Raw genomic sequence first — 18675 nt, forward strand, 5'->3', positions numbered from 1 at the left:
CCGGGTGTCAGAACGGTGCTGGAGAAATTGACAGGGTCGGCCTGACACGCACGGCACCAACTTGACGACATTCGAACGACTGTGGCCGGTGACGAGGGCCGGTCGGAAGTCAAAGAACTCCTCTCACCGGGGCTACGCAGAGCTCTCACCGTTGGGTTCTTCGTGTCCTTGTTCCAACAGGCCACAGGGATCAACGCTGTGTTCTATTACGCTCCCGAGATATTCAAGAGCGCTGGGCTACCAACGACTGACGCGCTCTCAAGCACCATGTTGATCGGAGTCGTGCTTGTCTTGGCGACGCTCGTTTCCATGTGGCTGATCGATCAGGTCGGGCGACGCACGTTGCTGATTGTCGGGGCGGCGGCAATGATGGTGCTGGAGGCTTCGATCGGGGCCGTGTTTCTCTCCGCGCATCCGAAGGGGGTAGCCCCTCTGGCCTTCGTTCTCGCCTATGTCGTCTTCTTCGCCGTCTCGTTCGGAACAGTCACCTACGTAGTCATCTCCGAGATCTTCCCCACACGTGTGCGCGGTGCTGCGGCATCGATTGCCGCGTTTGCGCTGTGGGGAGGAAACTACCTCATCTCGCAGTTCTTTCCGATTTTGGTCGCGGAGGTCGGTAGCGCCGTGACCTTCTTCGTCTTCGCCGGAGTCTGCGCCCTCGCCCTCATTTTCGTTCTGGTGATGGTGCCAGAGACGAAGGAGCGGACTTTGGAGGAGGACTGCATCGAACGATCGACAGCTAACTAACGAACCACGCCCATTCATGAGCCAGCTCCGGCGAACCGAATGCGAATGCCGACCGGGGCCCGCAGCAGGCGGCTGTTTTCGTGCCCAGACTCCTCAACCGACCGGGAGACGCGCTGACGCTCGGTGTCCACGTCCCGCTAGGTTTCTCAACTCGTTAGGAGTTGTGCACGCATCAGGTGGGTCCTACGACTGACATGGCGCGGTCAATGGAAGCGGCGAATCTTGTGGATTTTGGGGCAGCGAGCCAGGAATGCTGAGCCGCAATGAGGCATCCGAACGCGGCAGCAGCGATGGCGCGTGGTGCCGGGTCCTCGTCGGCGTATGGCTCGCCGGCGAGGACGGCTCGCTCACGGAGTGCCACAACGGCCGCGTCCTGCATCTTCTGGAGTTTCTCGAGGTATCGGGCCAGCAGATACGGCGTTTCGAAGACGATCCGCTGCATCGGCTCGGCAACTTCTGGCATTCCCGGCGCATCGACGTAAGGCACGAGCAAGTCGAAGCAGTGCCGGAGTGAGGTCCAGATCGGCTCGCCGCTCGGGCGTTCGCGGAGAAGGTTGAGCATCTTCTCGGCGACCAGGTCGAACTTTCCGACGACGATGTCTTCCTTCGTCGGAAAGTATCGAAAGACGCTCCGCGGCGAAATCCCGACAGCGTGGGCGATTTCGTCGATGGTCGTTTCCTCGTATCCGCGCTCCACGAAAAGTGCATTGGCTGCTTCCGTGATCTGCGTTCGCACAGCCTGTCGTGTGATCTCCCGAAGCCCAGGTGCCTGAGGTTGGCTCATAGAAACAGATTGTATCAATAACAGTCAAACTTGACAGCGACTGACAACTTAGGCATACACTGTCCAGTACTTAGTCGAAGGGATTCAGATGACAAGAACGTGGTTCATCACCGGTGCCGGTCGTGGCCTTGGCAACGAGTTCGCGAAGGCCGCCCTCGAACGTGGCGACAATGTCGCGGCGACCGCCCGCCAACTCGAATCGCTTACGGATCTCACCGACATCTACGGGCCCCGGCTCCTTCCTATCGGGCTCGACGTCACCCATCGCGATGCTGTCTTTGCGAGCGTCTCCCGCACCAAAGACGCCTTTGGTTCTATTGACGTCGTTGTCAACAACGCCGGTTACGGCTTGTTCGGTGCCGTCGAAGAACTGACGCCTGACGAACTCCAGGGGCAGCTCGAGGTCAACCTGTTCGGCCCCCTCCATGTCACACAGGCAGTCCTCCCGATCCTTCGAGAGCAAGGCGCCGGCCACATTATCCAGATCTCCACCGTGGGCGGTGTTGCCGCGTTCCCCATCCTCGGTGGCTATCACGCGTCGAAATGGGCACTGGAAGGGCTGACGGAATCTTTGGCGCAGGAGGTTGCCGGATTCGGGATCAAGGTGACCCTTGTCCAGCCTGCAGGCTACGCGACCGATTGGGGTGGGGCGAGCGCGAAGTGGGCGAAGCCCCTGCCTGAATACCAGGCGATCAAACAGACGGCTTTCGGACACGGTGGTGGGCTGAGCAACGACCCTTCTGCGGTGGGGTCAGCGATCCTTGCCGTCGCGGACGCGGCTGAGCCTCCGTTGCGGGTGTTCTTCGGAAGGCAGGGGCTGCAGATCGTCCAGCCGCTCTATGCACAGCGAATACGCACGTGGCAGAACAACCAAGACATCTCCATGCTCGCCGAAGGCAAGTAGCGAAGGTCATATCGATAAAGGAATCAAACCATGCCCAAAACCATCATTATTACCGGCGCGAGCGACGGTATCGGCGCAGCCGGTGCCCGCATTCTTCACAACCACGGTCACCGTGTCGTGATCGTGGGCCGCTCGCCGAAGAAGACGGAGTCTGTCGCCCGGCATTTGGGGGTCGACCACTTCGTCGCCGACTTCTCAAGGCTCGACGACGTCCGCAAACTCGCGGATGATCTTGACCACGCATATGCGCGAATTGACGTGCTCGCCAACAACGCCGGTGGGATCTTCGGGGACCGCACCAAGACGGCCGACGGTTTCGAGAAGACGTTTCAGATCAATCACCTCGCCCCGTTCCTGCTCAGCAGGCTGCTCATGGACAAGCTTGTCGCCAGCGAGGCAACAGTAATTCAGACTTCGAGTTCTGGTGCACGACTTTTCGGGAAGCTCGTGATCGACGACCTTGATCATGATCGCGACTTCACGCCTCAGTTGGCCTACGGCACGGTGAAGCTGGAGAACATTCTCTTCACCAAGGAGCTGCACCATCGTTACAACGCGCAGGGCATCTCGGCAGCGGCTTTCCACCCTGGCGCGGTTGCGACCAGCTTCGCCACCGACTCGGACAGTTTCATGAAGCGGATCTACAACAGCCGGATCGGTCGCGCGTTCATGCGCACGCCCGAGCAAGGTGCCGAACAGTTGGTCTGGTTGGCCGAAACACAACCCGGCAATGACTGGCAGTCGGGAACCTACTACGAGAAGCGACGTCCCGCCCGACGCAACAACCCACAGGCGCTCGACACGGATCTCGCCAGGCAGCTCTGGGATCGCTCAGAACAACTTCTCACCACAGCTGCCCGGTAGCAACAGCGCCGCTCCCGCCGTCAGGCGGACATAACCCAGTAACGAAGTACACGAGGTAAGGAGTATTCAATGAGCACCTTGGAAGGGAAAGTCGCCATCGTCACCGGCGCATCCAAAGGCATCGGCGCCGGCATCGCTAAGGAGCTTGCCGCGGCCGGCGCCGCTGTCGTTGTCGATTACAGTAGCGACATAGCAGGCGCCGAAGCAGTCGCCGGTCACATCAGGTCTCACGGCGGCCGCGCGATCGCCGTTCAAGCGGACGTTTCCAACCCGAAAGACGTCGAGCGGCTTTTCGATGCAGCGAAGGATGCATTCGGCCCCATCGACGTTCTGGTCAACAATGCTGCGACCTTCACGTTCGAGCCGGTCGAACAAGTCACGCCAGACCAGTTCCTCCGACATTATGCCGTCAATGTTCTCGGTGACTTGCTTACGATTCAGCAGGCCATTATCCATTTCGAGGGCAAGGGAGGCACCATTATCAACCTCACTTCGCAAGGCGCAACCAACCCGCCCTTGCATTCGGTCGCTTACTCTTCCACCAAGGGCGCCATCAACTCGCTCACGCTAGAACTTGCCCGTGAGTTGGGGCCGCGAGGTATCCGTGTGAACGCGCTCTCCTCCGGCGCCACGATCACCGAGGGGGCGGCCGGGCTTGGCGTTTACGAAGGTAGCCCGTACGCCGCCGAGTTTGAAGCGCTCACCCCACTTGGCAGGCTCGGAACGCCCAAGGATCTCGGGAAGGCGGCGGTCTTTCTCGCATCGGATGACTCCGGGTGGATCACGGGAGACATCATCAAAGCGTCGGGCGGGATGCTCTAGATCGGTCGGTGAGTCCGCGCCGTCTGAACACAGCGGAGCAGACTCACCACCGGCGGAGTCATTCCATCGAAGCTACTGCGGCGCGGTCTTGGGGCGCTTCCACCGCGCTGAACCGTTCCATGATCACGCGGGCAACGCCGTCATTGTCATTCGTATCGATGACGGTTGTGGCAGCTGCGACGGCCTCCGGCACCGCGTTGCAGGGGGCGAAACTAGTGTCGGCGGCAGCCATCATGCCCAGATCATTGTGGTTGTCGCCGAATGCGATCAACGCGTCGGCGCGCAGGGCCTTCCTCAGATACTCGGCACCGCTTGCCTTACCCGCGGCTGCACTCGCGATCTCCAAGCAGTTGCGATCTGTGTAGATGTTCCGGAACAGGAACGTCTGCACTGTGCCCAGTTCCGCAAGCGGCTTCTCGAGGGCGTCGAGCTGGGCGTCGCTGCCGATAACCGCAACATAAATGATGGTGCCCAGATCCGCCCAGCGTTCGGGGGATAGCCGGGTGAACTCGATTTGATGCGCCTGAGCCGCTTCGCTGTAGTACTGAGCGTGGTCGAGATCTTCATCACGAAGGTACGCCACGCTGAGCGTGCCAGCGCTCGTGATCGCGTACGCGAACGCGCCGGCGCTATTGGTGGTGATGAGGTCCGCCACCCGGCGTACGTCGTCCTCCGTGATCGGGTAATGGTGCGTGTAGGTGTTGGTCGTGAAGGAGTAGAGAGCTGCCCCATTCATCACGACACCAGGCAAGGTGAGGTTGACGGCGGCGAGCCGATCGATACAGCCATGCGCCATCCTCGCTGTTGCGATTGTGAACAGCCCGCCACCTTCAACGAAGCGGTTGATGGTTTCTGCGGTAAACGGAGTCACCTCCTTCTTGGCGTTGAAGAGTGTGCCGTCAAGATCGCTGATCAGTAGGGGCCGAAGTGCGGGCGCTGAATTGCTCGGCGCCACAGTACGGTCAGTATCTGGTTTGTGCGTGCTGGACATAGTTCTCCTTAGGTGAAAAGGTCAGAGACGGGGGTGCGGTGCGGCGCCGTTAGGGGATGGTGATCGAGTCCGTTCCTGTCGACTCCCTCTCGGCGGCGTTGCGAGCCACGTGCCGTCGCGCCACGAGCCAGCCGATGATGAGCGCAGGGATAAGCGCCAGCGACGACAGCACGGTTGTGCGGCCGATGCCGGTGGTATCGAAGAACATCAGCGCAATCACCACGGCGAAGAAGATGAGGGTTGCCCAGGCGGTCACGGGAGCCCCGGGCATCCGGAAAGGCGGCCGCGCGACCAGTCCGCGATTGGTCAAGGAGCGAAGCCGGATTTGGCAGACGATGATCGCGGTCCACGTGAGAAGCAGGATGATGGCGTCGACGTTCAAAGCAATCTCGAAGGCTTCGGAGGGGATCAGATAGTTCAGGAACGCGCCAGCAAGTCCTGCCCCAGCTGTCATCAACAGCCCACCCCAGGGCACGCCGGAGCGGGTCATCCGTACGGTGAATTTCGGGGCCGATCCTCTGGCAGCGAGCGAGCGCATGATCCGCCCAGTGGAGTACAGGCCGGCGTTGAGTGACGACAACGCGGCCGTGAGGACCACCATGTTCATGATCACGTCGGCGCCCTGGACGTTGATCGCGCCGAAGAACGACACAAACGCAGACGTGTGAGCCACATACGACTGATACGGCATAAGTAGCGACAGCAGAACGATGGAACCGATGTAGAAGACAGTGATCCGGACTACGACTGCGTTTACTGCTTTCGGCATGGTCTTTTCAGGGTTCTGAGCTTCTCCGGAGGCGGTACCGATGAGCTCAATCGATCCGAAGGCGAATACGACGCCTTGAATGAGGACGAGGGCTGGAACGATTCCCACGGGAAGGAATCCGCCGTTGTTCATCAGAAGACCGAAGCCAGGGGTATGCCCGTTGACCGGCACACCGAACACGATGACGAGGATTCCGACAACCATGAACGCAACCAGAGCGGCGACTTTGATCATGGAGAACCAGAACTCGAGTTCACCGAAAACCTTGACCGAGATGAGATTCAGCAGGACCACTACGGCGACGGTTCCGAGTGCGTAGAGCCATTGAGGTACGGTCGCCATCCACGGGATGTACTTCCCGAAGAACGTCAAGTAGAGAGCTACCGCCGTCGAATCAATGATGGTGACGACCACCCAGTTCAGCCAGTAGGTCCAACCGACTGTGAAGGCCCACTTCTCGCCGAAGAACTCCCGCGTGTAAGAGACGAAGGAGCCAGAAGAGGGCCGATGAGAAACGAGCTCCCCTAGAGCACGAAGAACGAAGAAGGCGAAGACGCCGCAAACCACGTATGAGATTGCCAGCGCCGGGCCGGCTTGGTGGAGGCGTCCACCGGATCCGAGGAAGAGCCCCGTTCCGATCGCGCCACCCATCCCGATCATGGCGATCTGGCGAGGCTTGAGGTGCCTCCGGTAGCCATGCTCATCGACTTTCGCCGCTTCCTGCACAACGTCGTGCTGAGACATCGTTTTCCTAACTGCGCGGTGTCGCGCGATGTGTTCCTGTTGATTGCTGCTCATCCCGGAACCGGACCGCCGACCCATGCGCGACTCCGCTTGCCGGTGCCTCTCGCGGGGAATCGATCGTGGCTGATGATGGCACCGATGCAATGGCTCTCCGCCTAGGAACTGTGAGTGTTTCTAACAGAATGCAGGTGCCTAAGTTGCGTCAACAAGCACAACTGGTTCAAGAATATATGAGTAAACCGCATAAACGAGTAGGGCAGGCTGCATGCCCAACCTGTCGGTCCCGCGGCGCGGGAACGCAACGATTCCTCAGGTCCGCGGGTCGTGTTCCGAACTGCTAGCGCAGTCGCTTGGCCAGTACACGCGGACCTGGAACGGTCGGTTGCCCGCGTTATGTTTCTAGCTCGCGTCGCGATGGTCGACGGTGTAGGAGGCTTTGATTCTGGACTTCTTGACGCGCAGGTCCGGGACGGCCATATTGTGCAGTTCGGCGAGGCTGGCGACGTGAGTGCCGCCGCACGGAACGGTGTGCAGGTTTCCGACTGAAACAGTTCGAGTACCATCGGCCATAAGGACGGCTGACGTTGGCAGGTCGGCGGCGATTGCGTCCCTGATGACCGTTCGCAGTTCCGCCGTGAGACGGGCGCGGCCGTCTTCCGTCACGAGGTTGCTGAAGTCGTCGGAGATGAATTCGACCCGCGACTGGCCAGGGAAGTGGTTGTTGCCAACTGTGCGCCATTGCCAAGGCTGCACGAGCGCCTCGATGAGGTGGCCGGCGGTGTGAAGTGCAGCGTTCCCGAGGCGTCGCGTTCGGTCGACGCTGGCGTGGGCGGAGGCACCGGGTTGGAGCGCCGGCAGTGGGTGGTCGGAATTTGCGGACACGATGACGAGCCCGCTTTCGTGGTCGCGTTTCGCGATGACCGGGACACCTTCGACGTAGCCGGTGTCGGCGGGTTGTCCGCCGCCTTGTGGGTGGAAGATGTTGCTCTTGAAGGCGATCCAAGCTCCATCCGGCGATGTCCCGCTGGCGACGACGTCGCTGTCGATCTCGAGCAGGTAGGTGTCTGTCAGATAGTAGTGATTCTGTACGGGGGCAGTCATCGGCGTTCTTTCAGCGAGGGCAAGGAGCGGGACGGTGGACTCGGTTGTCAGAAAATGGTGAGCGGATCGACGTTCCCACCGCTGAGGAGAATCAGAACTGGACCGTCTCCCGGGATACGGCAGGCGTGCAGAGCCGCGAGCGTGACCGCGGCCGAGGGTTCGATGAGTTGTTTCGTGCGCAGGACGGTATACCGGGCTGCGTCGAGGATCTCGTCGTCGCCCACAGTGGCCACCCCAGCGAGCCCGTATTGAAGGATGGCAAACGTCAATTCTCCCGGAGTGGGTGGGAGGAGTCCGTCGGCGATGCTGTGTGGTTCGTTAAGGACGATACGGTGTCGAGCTTCAAGGGAACGTCGTGTGTCATCCGCACCTATTGGTTCCACTCCGTAGACCAGGGGCGGAGAGTGTTGCGAACTGGCGGCGATCACCGCGCCTGATGCGAGGGCTCCGCCGCCGATCGGGACGACGATCGCCTCTACTGGCGGGGCATCTTCGAGCGCCTCGATCGTCGCTGTTGCTTGGCCGGCGACGATCAGCGGGTGATCGTAGGGCGGCACGTTGAGGAGTCCGTTCACCACGCTGAGCTCGCCGGCAAGGTCTTGAGTGCGTTCCGGTGCAGTGAGGATCGTTTCTGCGCCGTAACCCCGGATGGCAGCCAACTTGGCTTTGACGACGTTATCCGGCAGAACGATGATCGCCGAGATCCCCGCCCGTTGAGCGGCGCGGGCGACGCCAAGCCCGTGGTTGCCGCTGGAAGCGGCGATGACCCCGTTCTCCGGGATTAGTCCCCGTTCCGCGTGCGCACGAATGAAGTTGGTGCCGCCTCGGATTTTGTAAGCACCCGTTGTCTGAAGGTGTTCTGCCTTGAGGTAAACCCGTCGACCGCAATAGGTGTCGATGCTGGTGCTGGTGAGGATCGGCGTTCGCTTTACCGAGCCGGCAATACGTGAGGCGGCAAGTCGCACATCGTCGAGGGTCGGTGTTGCGTGCTCTAACGATGTCATTCCGGGGCTCCATTGGGATCGTTGAGAACGGCGAATGCGCGTCCCGGAGCTCCGGTTCCGCGGACAACGTTGAGCGGGGCGAATGTGAATGATGCCCCGAAAGGAGGCAACTGGTCGAGGTGAGTCAGCCCTTCGATGAACACAGCACCTCGGGAGAGGGCGGTGCGGTGAACGGGGGCGCCATCCTGGCAGGCGCCCATAGAGGGGGCGTCGATGCCGACGCATTTGACGCCGTGGTCTAGCAAGTAGGTCATCGTCTCAACGTCGGGCGCCGGCCAGCCGGCGTGCTTCTTCGTGACGAGCGGGTCATGGCTGTAACGAAGTCCAGCTTCACCGGGGAGGTAATGCCGATCCCAGCCGGTGTGGAAAAGGACGATGTCACCTTCGCAGAGGGGCCCGTATTGCGATTCGTGTTTTGTGAGGGTGTCGATGTCGATGATGGGGGAGGTTCCCGGGGCGCTCGTGTCGGTAAGGGCAGTTGCATCGATGACTATTGCCGGGCCGGTCAGCTGATCAAGCGGTACCTTTTCGACGGTAATGGAACCTGTGGGTGACTCGTTGTCCAGGCCACTTCCCTCCTGCGGCAGGAAATGGGCGGGTGCATCCAGGTGCGTTCCAGTGTGCTCATCGATCAGCATCCAGCGTGTCTGGTAGGCACCGACACCGGGGCGTGAAAGCAACGGCGCATCCTGGTCCGGGATATCGGCGAAGTAGTTGAAGGTTTTGTGCTGGAACGGCATGTGGGTGTTCCAGTAGCAAGGCAGTTCCTCAGCAATTTCGAGGGAGAGATCAATTGTACGAGTGGACATGTGTTGCCTCCAGGTGAGGCGGTGCCCGGAACCGCTAGCGGGGAGGTTCCGGGCACCGCGGTCCGTGCTACTCGGCGAGTGCAGGATCGCTGATGCGCGATCCGCTTTCGTCGCCGGGCAGTATGAGACCTTCGGATTCGGTCAAGCGTCGACCGGCGGCGCGGACTGCCTCCGGTCGGATGAGCACGCCGAGGATGGTCAGGACGACCGCACCGATGAAGATCCCTGGGCCCCACCATGCGGTTCCTTCGGGGAAGGGGTAGATGTTACGGAACATGGTGTAAATGAGGGTGATCATTGCCAGGGCGGGCACGATCAGTTCCCACTTGCGGATGGTCGAGCCCGGCGTGAAGAACAGGCGTGTGGAACCGGCGCAGGCGAGGAAATAGCACACGATGAGCATGAGCGTGCCGGCGGTTCCGGCGATCACGGCTTCATCGAACGGGCTGATGTTTGTCACTAGTCCGATCGCAAGGTAGATCAGGCTGAAGATGATGACAGCCGCTACCGCGCGGTGAGGCACGCCGTGCTTGCCGGACACCTTCGCAACCGATCGGGGGCCGGCCCCGTCACGGGACAACGCGAAGACGAGCCGGGAGGAACCGACTGTGCAGGCGAGCGCGCCGGAGAGGGCGCTGATTGCGGCTCCGAAGGTGATGACATGTCCGAGCCAGACGGACACGTACTGGTCGGACAGGTCGCCCAGCAGCGACGGTGACGCGACGAACGCGTCGATTTCCTTCGGACTTGTCCCGAATCCCATCACCTCAGCTGCGGTGACGATGACATAGAAGATTCCTCCGAAAAGGACGGTTCCCCAGATCGCACGAGGGACGTCCCGTCGCGGCGACTTTGTTTCCTCGCCGAGAGTCGCAGCGCCCTCGAACCCTCCGAAGGAGAGCAGACCGAAGACGACTCCGAGGAATACGCCGGAGATATCCGAGTTGGGTGCCGGGATGAAGACCGAGAGATCGAAGGTCTGTCCGTTCGGGGTGTCGCCCACGAGAAGTTTGGCGAAGATGATCGCCACAACGATGAGGATGAGGATGACGGTGAGGGCTTCTACGATCAGCATCAGCTGGGTTGCGCGACGGGCGGTTCGGGTCGCGAAGAACCAGACCACTCCGAGGGCGATGGCAGCGAACACATACCCAAGCCAATCCGGGGCGTGGGTCCAAACGCCGAGCGTGCGGACCTCACCGACGAGGAATTTGCCGGCAGCGACCGCGGTGAAGATGGCGTAGAACGCGTAAACGATGGCGAGAAGCCAGCCGCTGACGATGCCGGCGCGCGGTCCGAGTGTGGCTCCGACGAATCCGTAGACGGAGCCGGCGTGGCTGTAGCGCTGCGTGAGACGAACGAAGGAGTAGGCGATGAGGAACGCGCATACCGTCGCGATTGCGAACGAGAGTGGGACGGCACGGCCAACAACGCTGGCTGTTCCTTGCGGGTTGATGTTCGCCGCCATCGAAGGGGCCATGAGCGCAACGGAGAGGGCGATCGCTTCCCAGACGTTGAGGCTTCGACGGAGGGCAGGGTTTTCGGGGGTGGGGGTTTGCATCGGGTGGACCTTCCTTGTGACAGCGGTGTAACGAAGGTGGTGATAAGCCGGGGCCGCGAAGTGACGGCCCCGGCTTGTGCGCGGGGCGGTGGGGTTGTTACCGGTTGGCGGTTGCGGCTGCGTCGAGGATTTCGACGAGTTGGGATCGTAGGGATCCCTGCCGCGGGTCATACACGCCGGCGAATGCGGCCTGGCCGATCGTGAACCCGTCCGCACCCGCATCAGAGAGCGCGGCGATCTGTTCACGATTGACGATGCTTCCAGCGACGACGAGGTGACTCTCCGGTGCGGCGTTGCGGGCGGCGCGGACGAGGTCAAGCGGGTCGGCCTCGCTGGCGCGGTAGGCGAGCAGGTCGACCCCGGCGGCGCCAGCGCTGACGAACTGCCGGGTGTGGTCGGCGATGACTTCGGGACTGCCGCCGAGCACGGTGGGGTGGCCGACGGGGTTACCCGGGAACGGCAGGTACTGGGTGGCGGAGCCATCCAGTACCTGCAGAGTCTCTTCCACCCAGGTCCCACCCATCAGCCAATCGACGCCTAAGTCGCGGCCGACGCGTGCGGACTCGAGAGCTGCCTGCTTGGTGGTGCTCACGACCTCCAGGTAGGTGGTCGCATTCCGGGCTTTCAACTTGCGGTGGAGTGCTTGGAGGGTGGCGGTGTCCACCCCCACGTCTTTGAATCCGATGTGGGTGAGCGGGACCGATTCGATCTCGTCGGCGACCTGGAGTGCGTCAGCGACCGTCTGGTCGTCGCGGGTCAGCATGAAAATGAAATCCATTACAGCGTTCCTTCTAGTAGATGGCGAAAACCCGGGCGGGGAAGCCGGAGCCGTGGAGTGCTTTGGGCCAGGTGGCGACGATCAGTGCGCCGGTCGCTGGGACAAGCTCGAGGTTGGTGAGAAGTTCGATTTGGTAATGGTCGGTGCCCAGCACGTAACGTTCGAGTGACGAATCTCCTCGGCTGACCGCCGCGCCTGTGTCTGTGTCTGTGGTCTCGTGCCCGCAGGCGGTAATGCCGCGGTCCTCGAATAGGGTGCTCAGAACCTCTTGGCTCCAACCTGGGTAGTGGAATGCGCCGCTGGAGTCAGCGTTCATCATGCGCTGCTGGGACGGCCACCGCGTCGACCATCCTGTGCGAAGGGCGATGAACGATCCGGGCGGAATTCGTCCGTGTGTGCCTTCCCACGCCTCGAGGTCGGCGAGCGTGATGGCGTAGTCCGCATCCCCATCCACGTGGGACGTGATGTCCAAGACTGCGAGGGGCAGAATCATCTCGGTGACTGGGATCTCGTCCTGATGGCGCAGTCCCGGCACGAAATGCGAGGGCGGGTCGACATGTGTGCCCCACTGGCCGACGTGATGATACTCGTGGCTCAGGAAGCCGGTCGGGCGCCCATCCGGTCCACGTTCGATTGTCGACACCACGCTGCGAGATTCCGGTTGGAAGGCGGGGCTGTGCGGGATCCCTTCATGGAACGCGTGGGTGAGGTCCACCCAGGTGGCGGCATGAAGGGTAGCAAGAAGCTTTTCCATGAGCTATCCGTGAATACTCAGAGCTGGTTCGCCGATCATGGCGAGCGCCTGGTCGAGCGCGACGCGGAGACTGCGGTGGTCCGCGATGCCCTTCCCGACGATCTCGAATGCTGTTCCGTGGTCGACGCTGGTGCGCACGAACGGAAGACCGATCGTGACGTTGACGCCCTTCTCCAGCCCGAGGTACTTGAACGGGATCAGCCCCTGATCGTGGTATTGGGCGATGACCACGTCGAAGTCTCCCTTGCGTGCCCGCAGGAACACCGTGTCGGGAGGGAACGGTCCGTGTACGTCGATTCCCTCAGCGCGGGCCTTTTCTACGGCCGGGCCGATGATGTCGATCTCCTCCCGGCCGAGAAGGCCGTTTTCGCCAGCGTGCGGGTTGAGGCCGGCCACCCCGATCCGAGGAGACTTGTTCCCCGAACGGAGCAACGCATCGTTTGCGAGCCGAGTGACACGGAGGATCGACTCCTCGGTCACATTTTGGATGGCCTCGCGAAGCGGCTCATGGATGGTCACTAGGACCACACGCAGATCTTCGCTGGCCATCATCATGGTGAAGTCATCGGTCCCGCTGAGCTCCGCCAGGATTTCCGTGTGGCCGGGGTAGGGGAATCCAGCCAGACGCAGCGCCTCTTTGTTGAGCGGGGCGGTGACGATCGCGGCGACTTCGCCGCGCATGGCGTATTCGATCGCCGTGGCGACATAGTCGTATGCAGCCTGACCGGCGGCGGCGCTGACCTGGCCGACCGGGAGGTCGGTAGGAACCTTTCCGATCGTGAGCACTGGAAGTGACCCGACCGTGTTACGCGCTTCGACCGAGCCGGACACCTCCTGCACAGTGACAGGAATGTTGAGCGTCTCCGCAGTCTGGCGGAGGAGGTCCACGTCGCCGAATACGAGCAACGGTAAACGGTCACCGATTTCGGCGGCGACCTTGAGGACGATTTCCGGTCCGATTCCGGCGGGATCTCCCATCGTGATGGCGATTGGCTTCATGACAGCTCCTGAGGGTGTGATGTAGGGCGGAGGAGGGTGGCAAGTCGGGCGAGCGCATTGTTGTCGCCGAAGCCGCCCGCCTTGACGATCAGAGGGAACGGGGATCCGTCCGAGGTAACGAGCGCGACGATCCCGGGCTCGGGTTCATCGACAAGTTCAAGAGTTCGCGTGCGCAGGCTGTCAAGGATGGCTCGCGCCGTTGCGCCTCCCGTGGCGATCAGAGCGTCGAATCCCTCGCCGGCGTGAACCCCGTTGACGATGCTGGCAAGTCGTCGGCTCGCTTCTTCGGGGGTGATATCGGGGCTGCGATCGACCAGTCCCGCGATCCCGTCCGCGGCTAGCTGCCGCTGGATGGCGTCGATAGCGTGATCCGTCCCCACCCTTGCGTCGACGATCTGAGCGGGCTCCAGAAGACGGTCGAGTTGTGACCTGCTGGTTGGGTTTTGGCTACCTACTACTGTGAGGACCCGAGAGGCGGCAAGAGACACCGAGTGGGGTGTCGAGGGTGCCGTCACCGCGCGCGCGAGACCCGCCGCGATTCCCGGGGAGCCAACCCAAAGAACGTCGTCCATGAGGCCCACCTGGCTGACCAGAGTGTCAAGGTCGGCATCCGTCGACGCGTTCACCAGAACAATGCCGTCAGGGATCGGCTGCGCTCCCGGCTCCCAGACCACCGCAGTGGGAAAGATCACACGAAGGTCAGACTCTCGAGCTGGATGCGACACATCATTCGCGAATGACGTCTTGTCGACAGGCACGCCCCAGAGAAGCTGAACAGCCCCGACGGTTGTCCGGCCCTCGCTGGGGAAGGCGGGAGCGATCACCGCGGTGCGGCGTCCAGACGCGCTGAGAGCGGCGGTTACCTCGCTGTTGAGGTTGCCACGCAGCGTGGAGTCCACCGTCTTGTACAGGATCGGTGCGGAACGGACCGATCGGACCGCGACCGCCGTCCGAACGGCAGCAGCGGCGGCGACCATTCGTCGCGAATCGGTGTCGATCGAGACGACGCCTGGACGATCAGTGGTTTCCGCCACATCCAGTTCAATGCGGACGGGCAGACCCGCGTTGCGGAACGGCGCGGCGCCGTCTGCAGCGGAGGTGAGGTCGTCGGCGACAATGCCGACCGAGAGGTTGTTCACAGGTCTTCCAGGCGTTCCAGGTTGCGAACGGTTCGAGAGTCATCGCTGGCGGTGCCGGTGTTGACAGTGGTAGCTGATTCGAACAGCAGCACCTCGGCAGTGGGGAGCGCTACGGGTCGGTGCTCGACGCCCTTGGGAACGATGACGAATTCGCCAGGGTGCAACTCAACCTGGCCGTCTTCCAAGTCCACTCGCAGCCGGCCGGAGACCAGCAGGAACATCTCGTCCTCATTGGCGTGGTGATGCCAGGTGAATTCGCCTTCAAACTTGGCGACTTTCACTTGCATGTCGTTGATATCGCCGGCGACTTTGGGACTCCAGGTGTCAGTGAACCGGGAGAACGCATCGGCGAGGACGACTTTTTGCAACATCGGGGTCTACTCCATTCCGCTAGGTTTTCTAACCTTCCCTCGTCCAAACCCTTGCAACAAGGATCAAGGGCTCACCAACGTGTGAGAAAATCGCATATGGCTTGGAATGATTTGCCGCCGATGAACACGCTGATCCCTTTCGAGGCGACGATCCGGCTCGGCGGACTGATGCGTGCAGCGGAAGAGTTGCACGTCACTCACGGTGCTATCAGCCGGCAACTGCAAACCCTGGAAGGATCCCTCGGCGTAGAACTGTTTGAGCGGCAGGGTCGCAAACTCGTGCCGACGGACGCGGCACTCGTGCTCGGTAAGCAGGTGCAGGATGCTCTGGCGTTGATTGCCTCAGCTGTGCGGCAGACGCGACCGGTTGTTGCGCGGGGAGCGCTGGTGCTGTCCTGCGAACCGACACTGATGATGAAATGGCTTCTTCAGCGGCTACCGTCACTGAACGTTGCCCACCCTGAGCTTGAGTTGCATCTCTCGGCCGCCGGTGGTCCCGTTGATCTGCATCGAACAGGTATCGACGCTGCAATCAGGCGCACCGACTTCGACATTGCACCGTCTCTAGAGTCGACGGAGCTCTTCGCTGAGTGGGTCGGGCCGGTATGCAGCCCGGAGGTAGCCGCCGAGATTCACCAGCCGACCGATCTCGCCTATGCCCCACGACTTGTTTCAGCCACCCGCGCTGGCGCGTGGGCCACTTGGGCGAAACTCAGCGACGTCGAACTGCCCGAGGCGACGACGCAGCAGTTTGAACACTTCTATCTCAGTCTGGAAGCCGCCACCGCGGGCTTAGGTGTTGCGATCGGCCCGTACGCGCTCGTAAAGAACGACCTGGACGCTGGGCGTCTGGTTGCGCCGCTTGGTTTCATCCCGGATGGCACGTCATACGTGCTCCTCACATCCCGCGGCACAACTGACTCTCGGGTCGCCCAGCTGAGCGCTTGGCTATCTGCACAACGGGTTAGCTCGACGCCACCGCGGTCCTTTCGGCGAGCGTAACGCGGCAAGAATCCCAGCACGCGAGCTCCACCTTGTTGCCACCGGAACCCAATAGGAAGCGCGCCACCTGCCAGCTCGTGCGTGACAGTCGGCAGTCGCCCACTCGGCAGCAATGCAGTTCGTAAGCGACCGCGACTTGAATCGTTGCGCCTCGCGGCGAGGCTGAGGTAGGGCTGGCAGTCCGCGAAGTGTTGCGGAGGAGTCGAGGTCCGCAACGTGACGCAATCTTCGACTGTTGGCCGAGACGTAGATACTAGGTATCGCCACGTCGAACGAAGCGCAATTCACGTAGTGCCTAGCCCATCCAGGGAGCCCCCCAGTGTGAGCGCTCAAGCGCTTCCAAGCCATTGTCGGCTAGTAATCAGCCAGCGCAATCGGTTGCCTCCTTCCTGCGAGTGCACCGTTCGACAGGCGAGGTGGGCGCAGCTCGCGTTTCCCGGGTCCCTAAGGCTCATTTCTACAAGGGAATGTGCGCGCACGATTCCGGTGGACATGGTATTGCGTGTGAGGAGAGAGGCCGCGCGGTTGACATGAAACGTGTCGTATTTCGTCCCGCGTAGAGGCAGCCGCTCACGCCCCGAGCGTTAGCGCGGACGAATTCCGCGTTGCTGACCGATCCGTCGCGAGTCACGGGCGTCCCGCACGTGACTTTTAGTACAGCATGACCTGTACTATTCAAGGTATGATGTACGCTCCATCAACCGCCACGGTCACCCACACAGCAGCTCTGGCGCGATTCGGTCACGCGCTGTCAGATGCGACCCGCGTCGGCGTACTTCTCGCTTTACGTGAGGCGCCCGCATTCCCTTCCGATCTTGCCGAGGCGCTCGGAGTCTCCCGTCAGGTTATGTCGAATCAGCTCGCGTGCTTGCGGGGGTGCGGGCTCGTTGCGGCGGTCCCGGATGGCAGGCGGACTTGGTATCGGCTCGCCGACGGGCATATTGCGCCTGCGCTGGATGAACTGCTTCGTGTGACACTATTTGTCGAGCCGGGGTGCTGCGCCGGCGAGGAATGCCATTGCGCATGAACATGCGTGCTGCGCGACGATACCGTATCGATGCATCACCCCATTTGGTCCCTCCCATTTGATTGACGCCTTCACCCTCGCGAAAAACCTGATCTGAGCGGCCGTTGCGCAGGGACTTGAACGTAGCTTCCTCCGAGGGCTTGCGGTGGCAGGGACGATCGCCAGCGACTGATCGCGAGGTCCGGCCAGGGGACTATTGGCCCTGCGCGCGTGGTCTGGACGGGCGCTACGGGAACTCGTTTGCGCAATCGCCGCATGTTCTCAGTATGGACAAGTACACAAATGACAAAACCGGTTCGATCGAAACGCGACTTCGAGCGATTTCAGTAGCCGACTCGGAACTGCGCGAGCTGGTGTGGTCGACCGTGGTCTACTGGGTTCGGTCCAACGTCCCACACGCCCGCGCGCTCGTGATCCTCGAGAACGATCGCGGCTACGGATTGCATGCGGTCACTGACGAGAGAGCTCAGCCGGTGCCGATCGAGCTCCTGCCGGAATGGAGAAGCATCGACGACCTGGTCTACCGACACGGGCACAACCTGGTCGATCAAGACGACTACGAGTGGGACGACGAATTAGATAAGGTCTGGGACCTGCAGCTGGACGAACTCCCGCTTACCGACTGAAGGTCCCAGCAGCCGCTGGTGCTTGTCCCGCGGCTCGTCGCGCTGAGCGTATCGTTTCGGGCTGAAACCCAACGATCGGGACAGCGGGGTTTCCTCGTTTCCGCCTGGAGCGTCAGCAGGCTCATCGCATGCCCGAGACGGCCCCGCCCACGGGCGGGCGTCCATCCACTCAGCGACACCCCGCTCAGCTCTCGATGCGACCAGAATCAAAAATCAAAGAGATGCTCGACACCGTCCACTCGAACCGCAACGGCATTCAGATCCGCCACCCAGTTACCCCTATAAACAAGCTCAGCCACGAGGCGAGCATCCACAATCGGCGATGACGTTGCGTCAAACAAGTTCGACTCGATTGCGATGCGGCCATGTACCGGGTCGGTGGCACCGTCAGTGCTCGGACTGATCAAGATGACTGGTGAGCTTGACCGCCGGAACGTGTTTGCGCGGATCTCGACATCGTGGACCGGGCCGGATTCTAACCATTCGACCGCATCCGCGGAAATAAAACGCTGGGCATCGTGACCGCGTCGAAATCGTTGGATACGTGCCCTCGCCGAAGCGGTCGGCAGATACGAACTAACGGTCGCCGACGCTCGCGGAGAGGTCGTCGAGCGGCATGGTCGACCTGGCGGCGATTCACAAGCTCACAATACCGAGCGGTGGCCTTGCGACGCTCAGCCTAAACAATCGCAAACCAACCGCTGTTTCACGGCGCACAGTACATCGAAGGCAGGACACCGCACCGTGCATCACATGGCGTCGCGGCGGGTGGATGTTGGACACATGGCCGCCAAGTGGTTGTCGCCTGCCGACCTTTTGCGCTTCTACCGTACGAGTATTCGTGACGTGAGTTGATAACCGAGCCGGTTTATGGCTAGC

The 18675-nt window shown here is 61.6% G+C and carries 19 protein-coding genes; 7 read left to right on the top strand and 12 right to left on the bottom strand.

Annotated features, from left to right (window positions below; translation table 11 throughout):
- Nucleotides 1-81 precede the first annotated feature (81 nt).
- The gene (locus ASE16_RS02360; protein ID WP_055890154.1) at nt 82-747 is read left to right on the top strand and encodes an MFS transporter; all 666 of its coding nucleotides are present in this window, start codon (nt 82-84) and stop codon (nt 745-747) included.
- A 172-nt stretch (nt 748-919) separates the two neighbouring features.
- Here the strand turns inward: ASE16_RS02360 and ASE16_RS02365 are convergent, their stop codons facing one another.
- The gene (locus ASE16_RS02365) at nt 920-1531 is read right to left on the bottom strand and encodes a TetR/AcrR family transcriptional regulator (RefSeq protein WP_082581157.1); all 612 of its coding nucleotides are present in this window, start codon (nt 1529-1531) and stop codon (nt 920-922) included.
- Nucleotides 1532-1619: 88 nt separating this feature from the next.
- On the opposite strand from ASE16_RS02365, the gene ASE16_RS02370 reads away from it, so the two are divergent.
- From ASE16_RS02370 to ASE16_RS02380, 3 genes are all read left to right on the top strand, one after another.
- Nucleotides 1620-2435 carry an SDR family NAD(P)-dependent oxidoreductase gene (locus ASE16_RS02370; protein WP_055890157.1) on the top strand — a complete coding sequence of 272 codons (816 nt, stop codon included), beginning with the start codon at nt 1620-1622 and terminating at the stop codon, nt 2433-2435.
- A 30-nt stretch (nt 2436-2465) separates the two neighbouring features.
- A complete protein-coding gene (locus ASE16_RS02375) occupies nt 2466-3299 on the top strand; it encodes an SDR family NAD(P)-dependent oxidoreductase (protein ID WP_055890159.1) in 834 nt (277 codons plus the stop codon).
- A 69-nt stretch (nt 3300-3368) separates the two neighbouring features.
- The gene (locus ASE16_RS02380; RefSeq protein ID WP_055890160.1) at nt 3369-4121 is read left to right on the top strand and encodes an SDR family NAD(P)-dependent oxidoreductase; all 753 of its coding nucleotides are present in this window, start codon (nt 3369-3371) and stop codon (nt 4119-4121) included.
- Between the two features lie 58 nt (nt 4122-4179).
- Here the strand turns inward: ASE16_RS02380 and ASE16_RS02385 are convergent, their stop codons facing one another.
- From ASE16_RS02385 to ASE16_RS02440, 11 genes are all read right to left on the bottom strand, one after another.
- Nucleotides 4180-5112 (bottom strand): HAD-IIB family hydrolase, encoded by a 933-nt coding sequence (locus tag ASE16_RS02385; RefSeq protein WP_082581158.1) that lies wholly within the window; start codon nt 5110-5112, stop codon nt 4180-4182.
- Nucleotides 5113-5161: 49 nt separating this feature from the next.
- Nucleotides 5162-6625 carry an amino acid permease gene (locus ASE16_RS02390; RefSeq protein WP_055890163.1) on the bottom strand — a complete coding sequence of 488 codons (1464 nt, stop codon included), beginning with the start codon at nt 6623-6625 and terminating at the stop codon, nt 5162-5164.
- A 399-nt stretch (nt 6626-7024) separates the two neighbouring features.
- Nucleotides 7025-7726: a hypothetical protein gene (locus ASE16_RS02395; protein ID WP_055890166.1), complete on the bottom strand. Its 702-nt coding sequence runs from the start codon at nt 7724-7726 to the stop codon at nt 7025-7027.
- A 47-nt stretch (nt 7727-7773) separates the two neighbouring features.
- Nucleotides 7774-8730, bottom strand: coding sequence for a threonine/serine dehydratase (locus tag ASE16_RS19255; RefSeq protein WP_082581160.1), 957 nt, complete (start codon nt 8728-8730; stop codon nt 7774-7776).
- A complete protein-coding gene (locus tag ASE16_RS02410) occupies nt 8727-9539 on the bottom strand; it encodes a cyclase family protein (protein WP_055890172.1) in 813 nt (270 codons plus the stop codon). The genes ASE16_RS19255 and ASE16_RS02410 overlap by 4 nt, the downstream gene beginning before the upstream one ends.
- A gap of 67 nt (nt 9540-9606) precedes the next feature.
- A complete protein-coding gene (locus ASE16_RS02415) occupies nt 9607-11100 on the bottom strand; it encodes an APC family permease (RefSeq protein ID WP_162255958.1) in 1494 nt (497 codons plus the stop codon).
- 97 nt (nt 11101-11197) lie between these two features.
- On the bottom strand, nt 11198-11878 hold the full coding sequence (locus ASE16_RS02420) for a hypothetical protein (RefSeq protein WP_055890175.1): 681 nt from the start codon (nt 11876-11878) through the stop codon (nt 11198-11200).
- A gap of 13 nt (nt 11879-11891) precedes the next feature.
- Entirely contained in the window at nt 11892-12632 is a 741-nt protein-coding gene (locus ASE16_RS02425) for a cyclase family protein (RefSeq protein ID WP_055890177.1), read from the bottom strand.
- 3 nt (nt 12633-12635) lie between these two features.
- Entirely contained in the window at nt 12636-13631 is a 996-nt protein-coding gene (gene pdxA, locus ASE16_RS02430) for a 4-hydroxythreonine-4-phosphate dehydrogenase PdxA (protein ID WP_055890179.1), read from the bottom strand.
- Nucleotides 13628-14770, bottom strand: a complete 1143-nt coding sequence (locus ASE16_RS02435) for a four-carbon acid sugar kinase family protein (RefSeq protein WP_055890182.1) — start codon at nt 14768-14770, stop codon at nt 13628-13630. The genes pdxA and ASE16_RS02435 overlap by 4 nt, the downstream gene beginning before the upstream one ends.
- A complete protein-coding gene (locus ASE16_RS02440) occupies nt 14767-15141 on the bottom strand; it encodes a cupin domain-containing protein (RefSeq protein ID WP_200949536.1) in 375 nt (124 codons plus the stop codon). The genes ASE16_RS02435 and ASE16_RS02440 overlap by 4 nt, the downstream gene beginning before the upstream one ends.
- Nucleotides 15142-15261: 120 nt before the next feature.
- Between ASE16_RS02440 and ASE16_RS02445 the strand changes: the two genes are divergently transcribed.
- The 3 genes from ASE16_RS02445 to ASE16_RS02450 all read left to right on the top strand — a co-directional run bounded on the left by ASE16_RS02445 (nt 15262) and on the right by ASE16_RS02450 (nt 17796).
- On the top strand, nt 15262-16143 hold the full coding sequence (locus ASE16_RS02445) for a LysR family transcriptional regulator (protein WP_055890184.1): 882 nt from the start codon (nt 15262-15264) through the stop codon (nt 16141-16143).
- Between the two features lie 682 nt (nt 16144-16825).
- Nucleotides 16826-17170, top strand: a complete 345-nt coding sequence (locus tag ASE16_RS19260) for an ArsR/SmtB family transcription factor (RefSeq protein WP_200949537.1) — start codon at nt 16826-16828, stop codon at nt 17168-17170.
- Between the two features lie 266 nt (nt 17171-17436).
- Nucleotides 17437-17796 (top strand): hypothetical protein, encoded by a 360-nt coding sequence (locus ASE16_RS02450; RefSeq protein WP_157480004.1) that lies wholly within the window; start codon nt 17437-17439, stop codon nt 17794-17796.
- Nucleotides 17797-18675 lie beyond the last annotated feature (879 nt).

Origin of the sequence: Leifsonia sp. Root227 (assembly GCF_001428745.1) — a bacterium.
Taxonomy (GTDB): domain Bacteria; phylum Actinomycetota; class Actinomycetes; order Actinomycetales; family Microbacteriaceae; genus Leifsonia.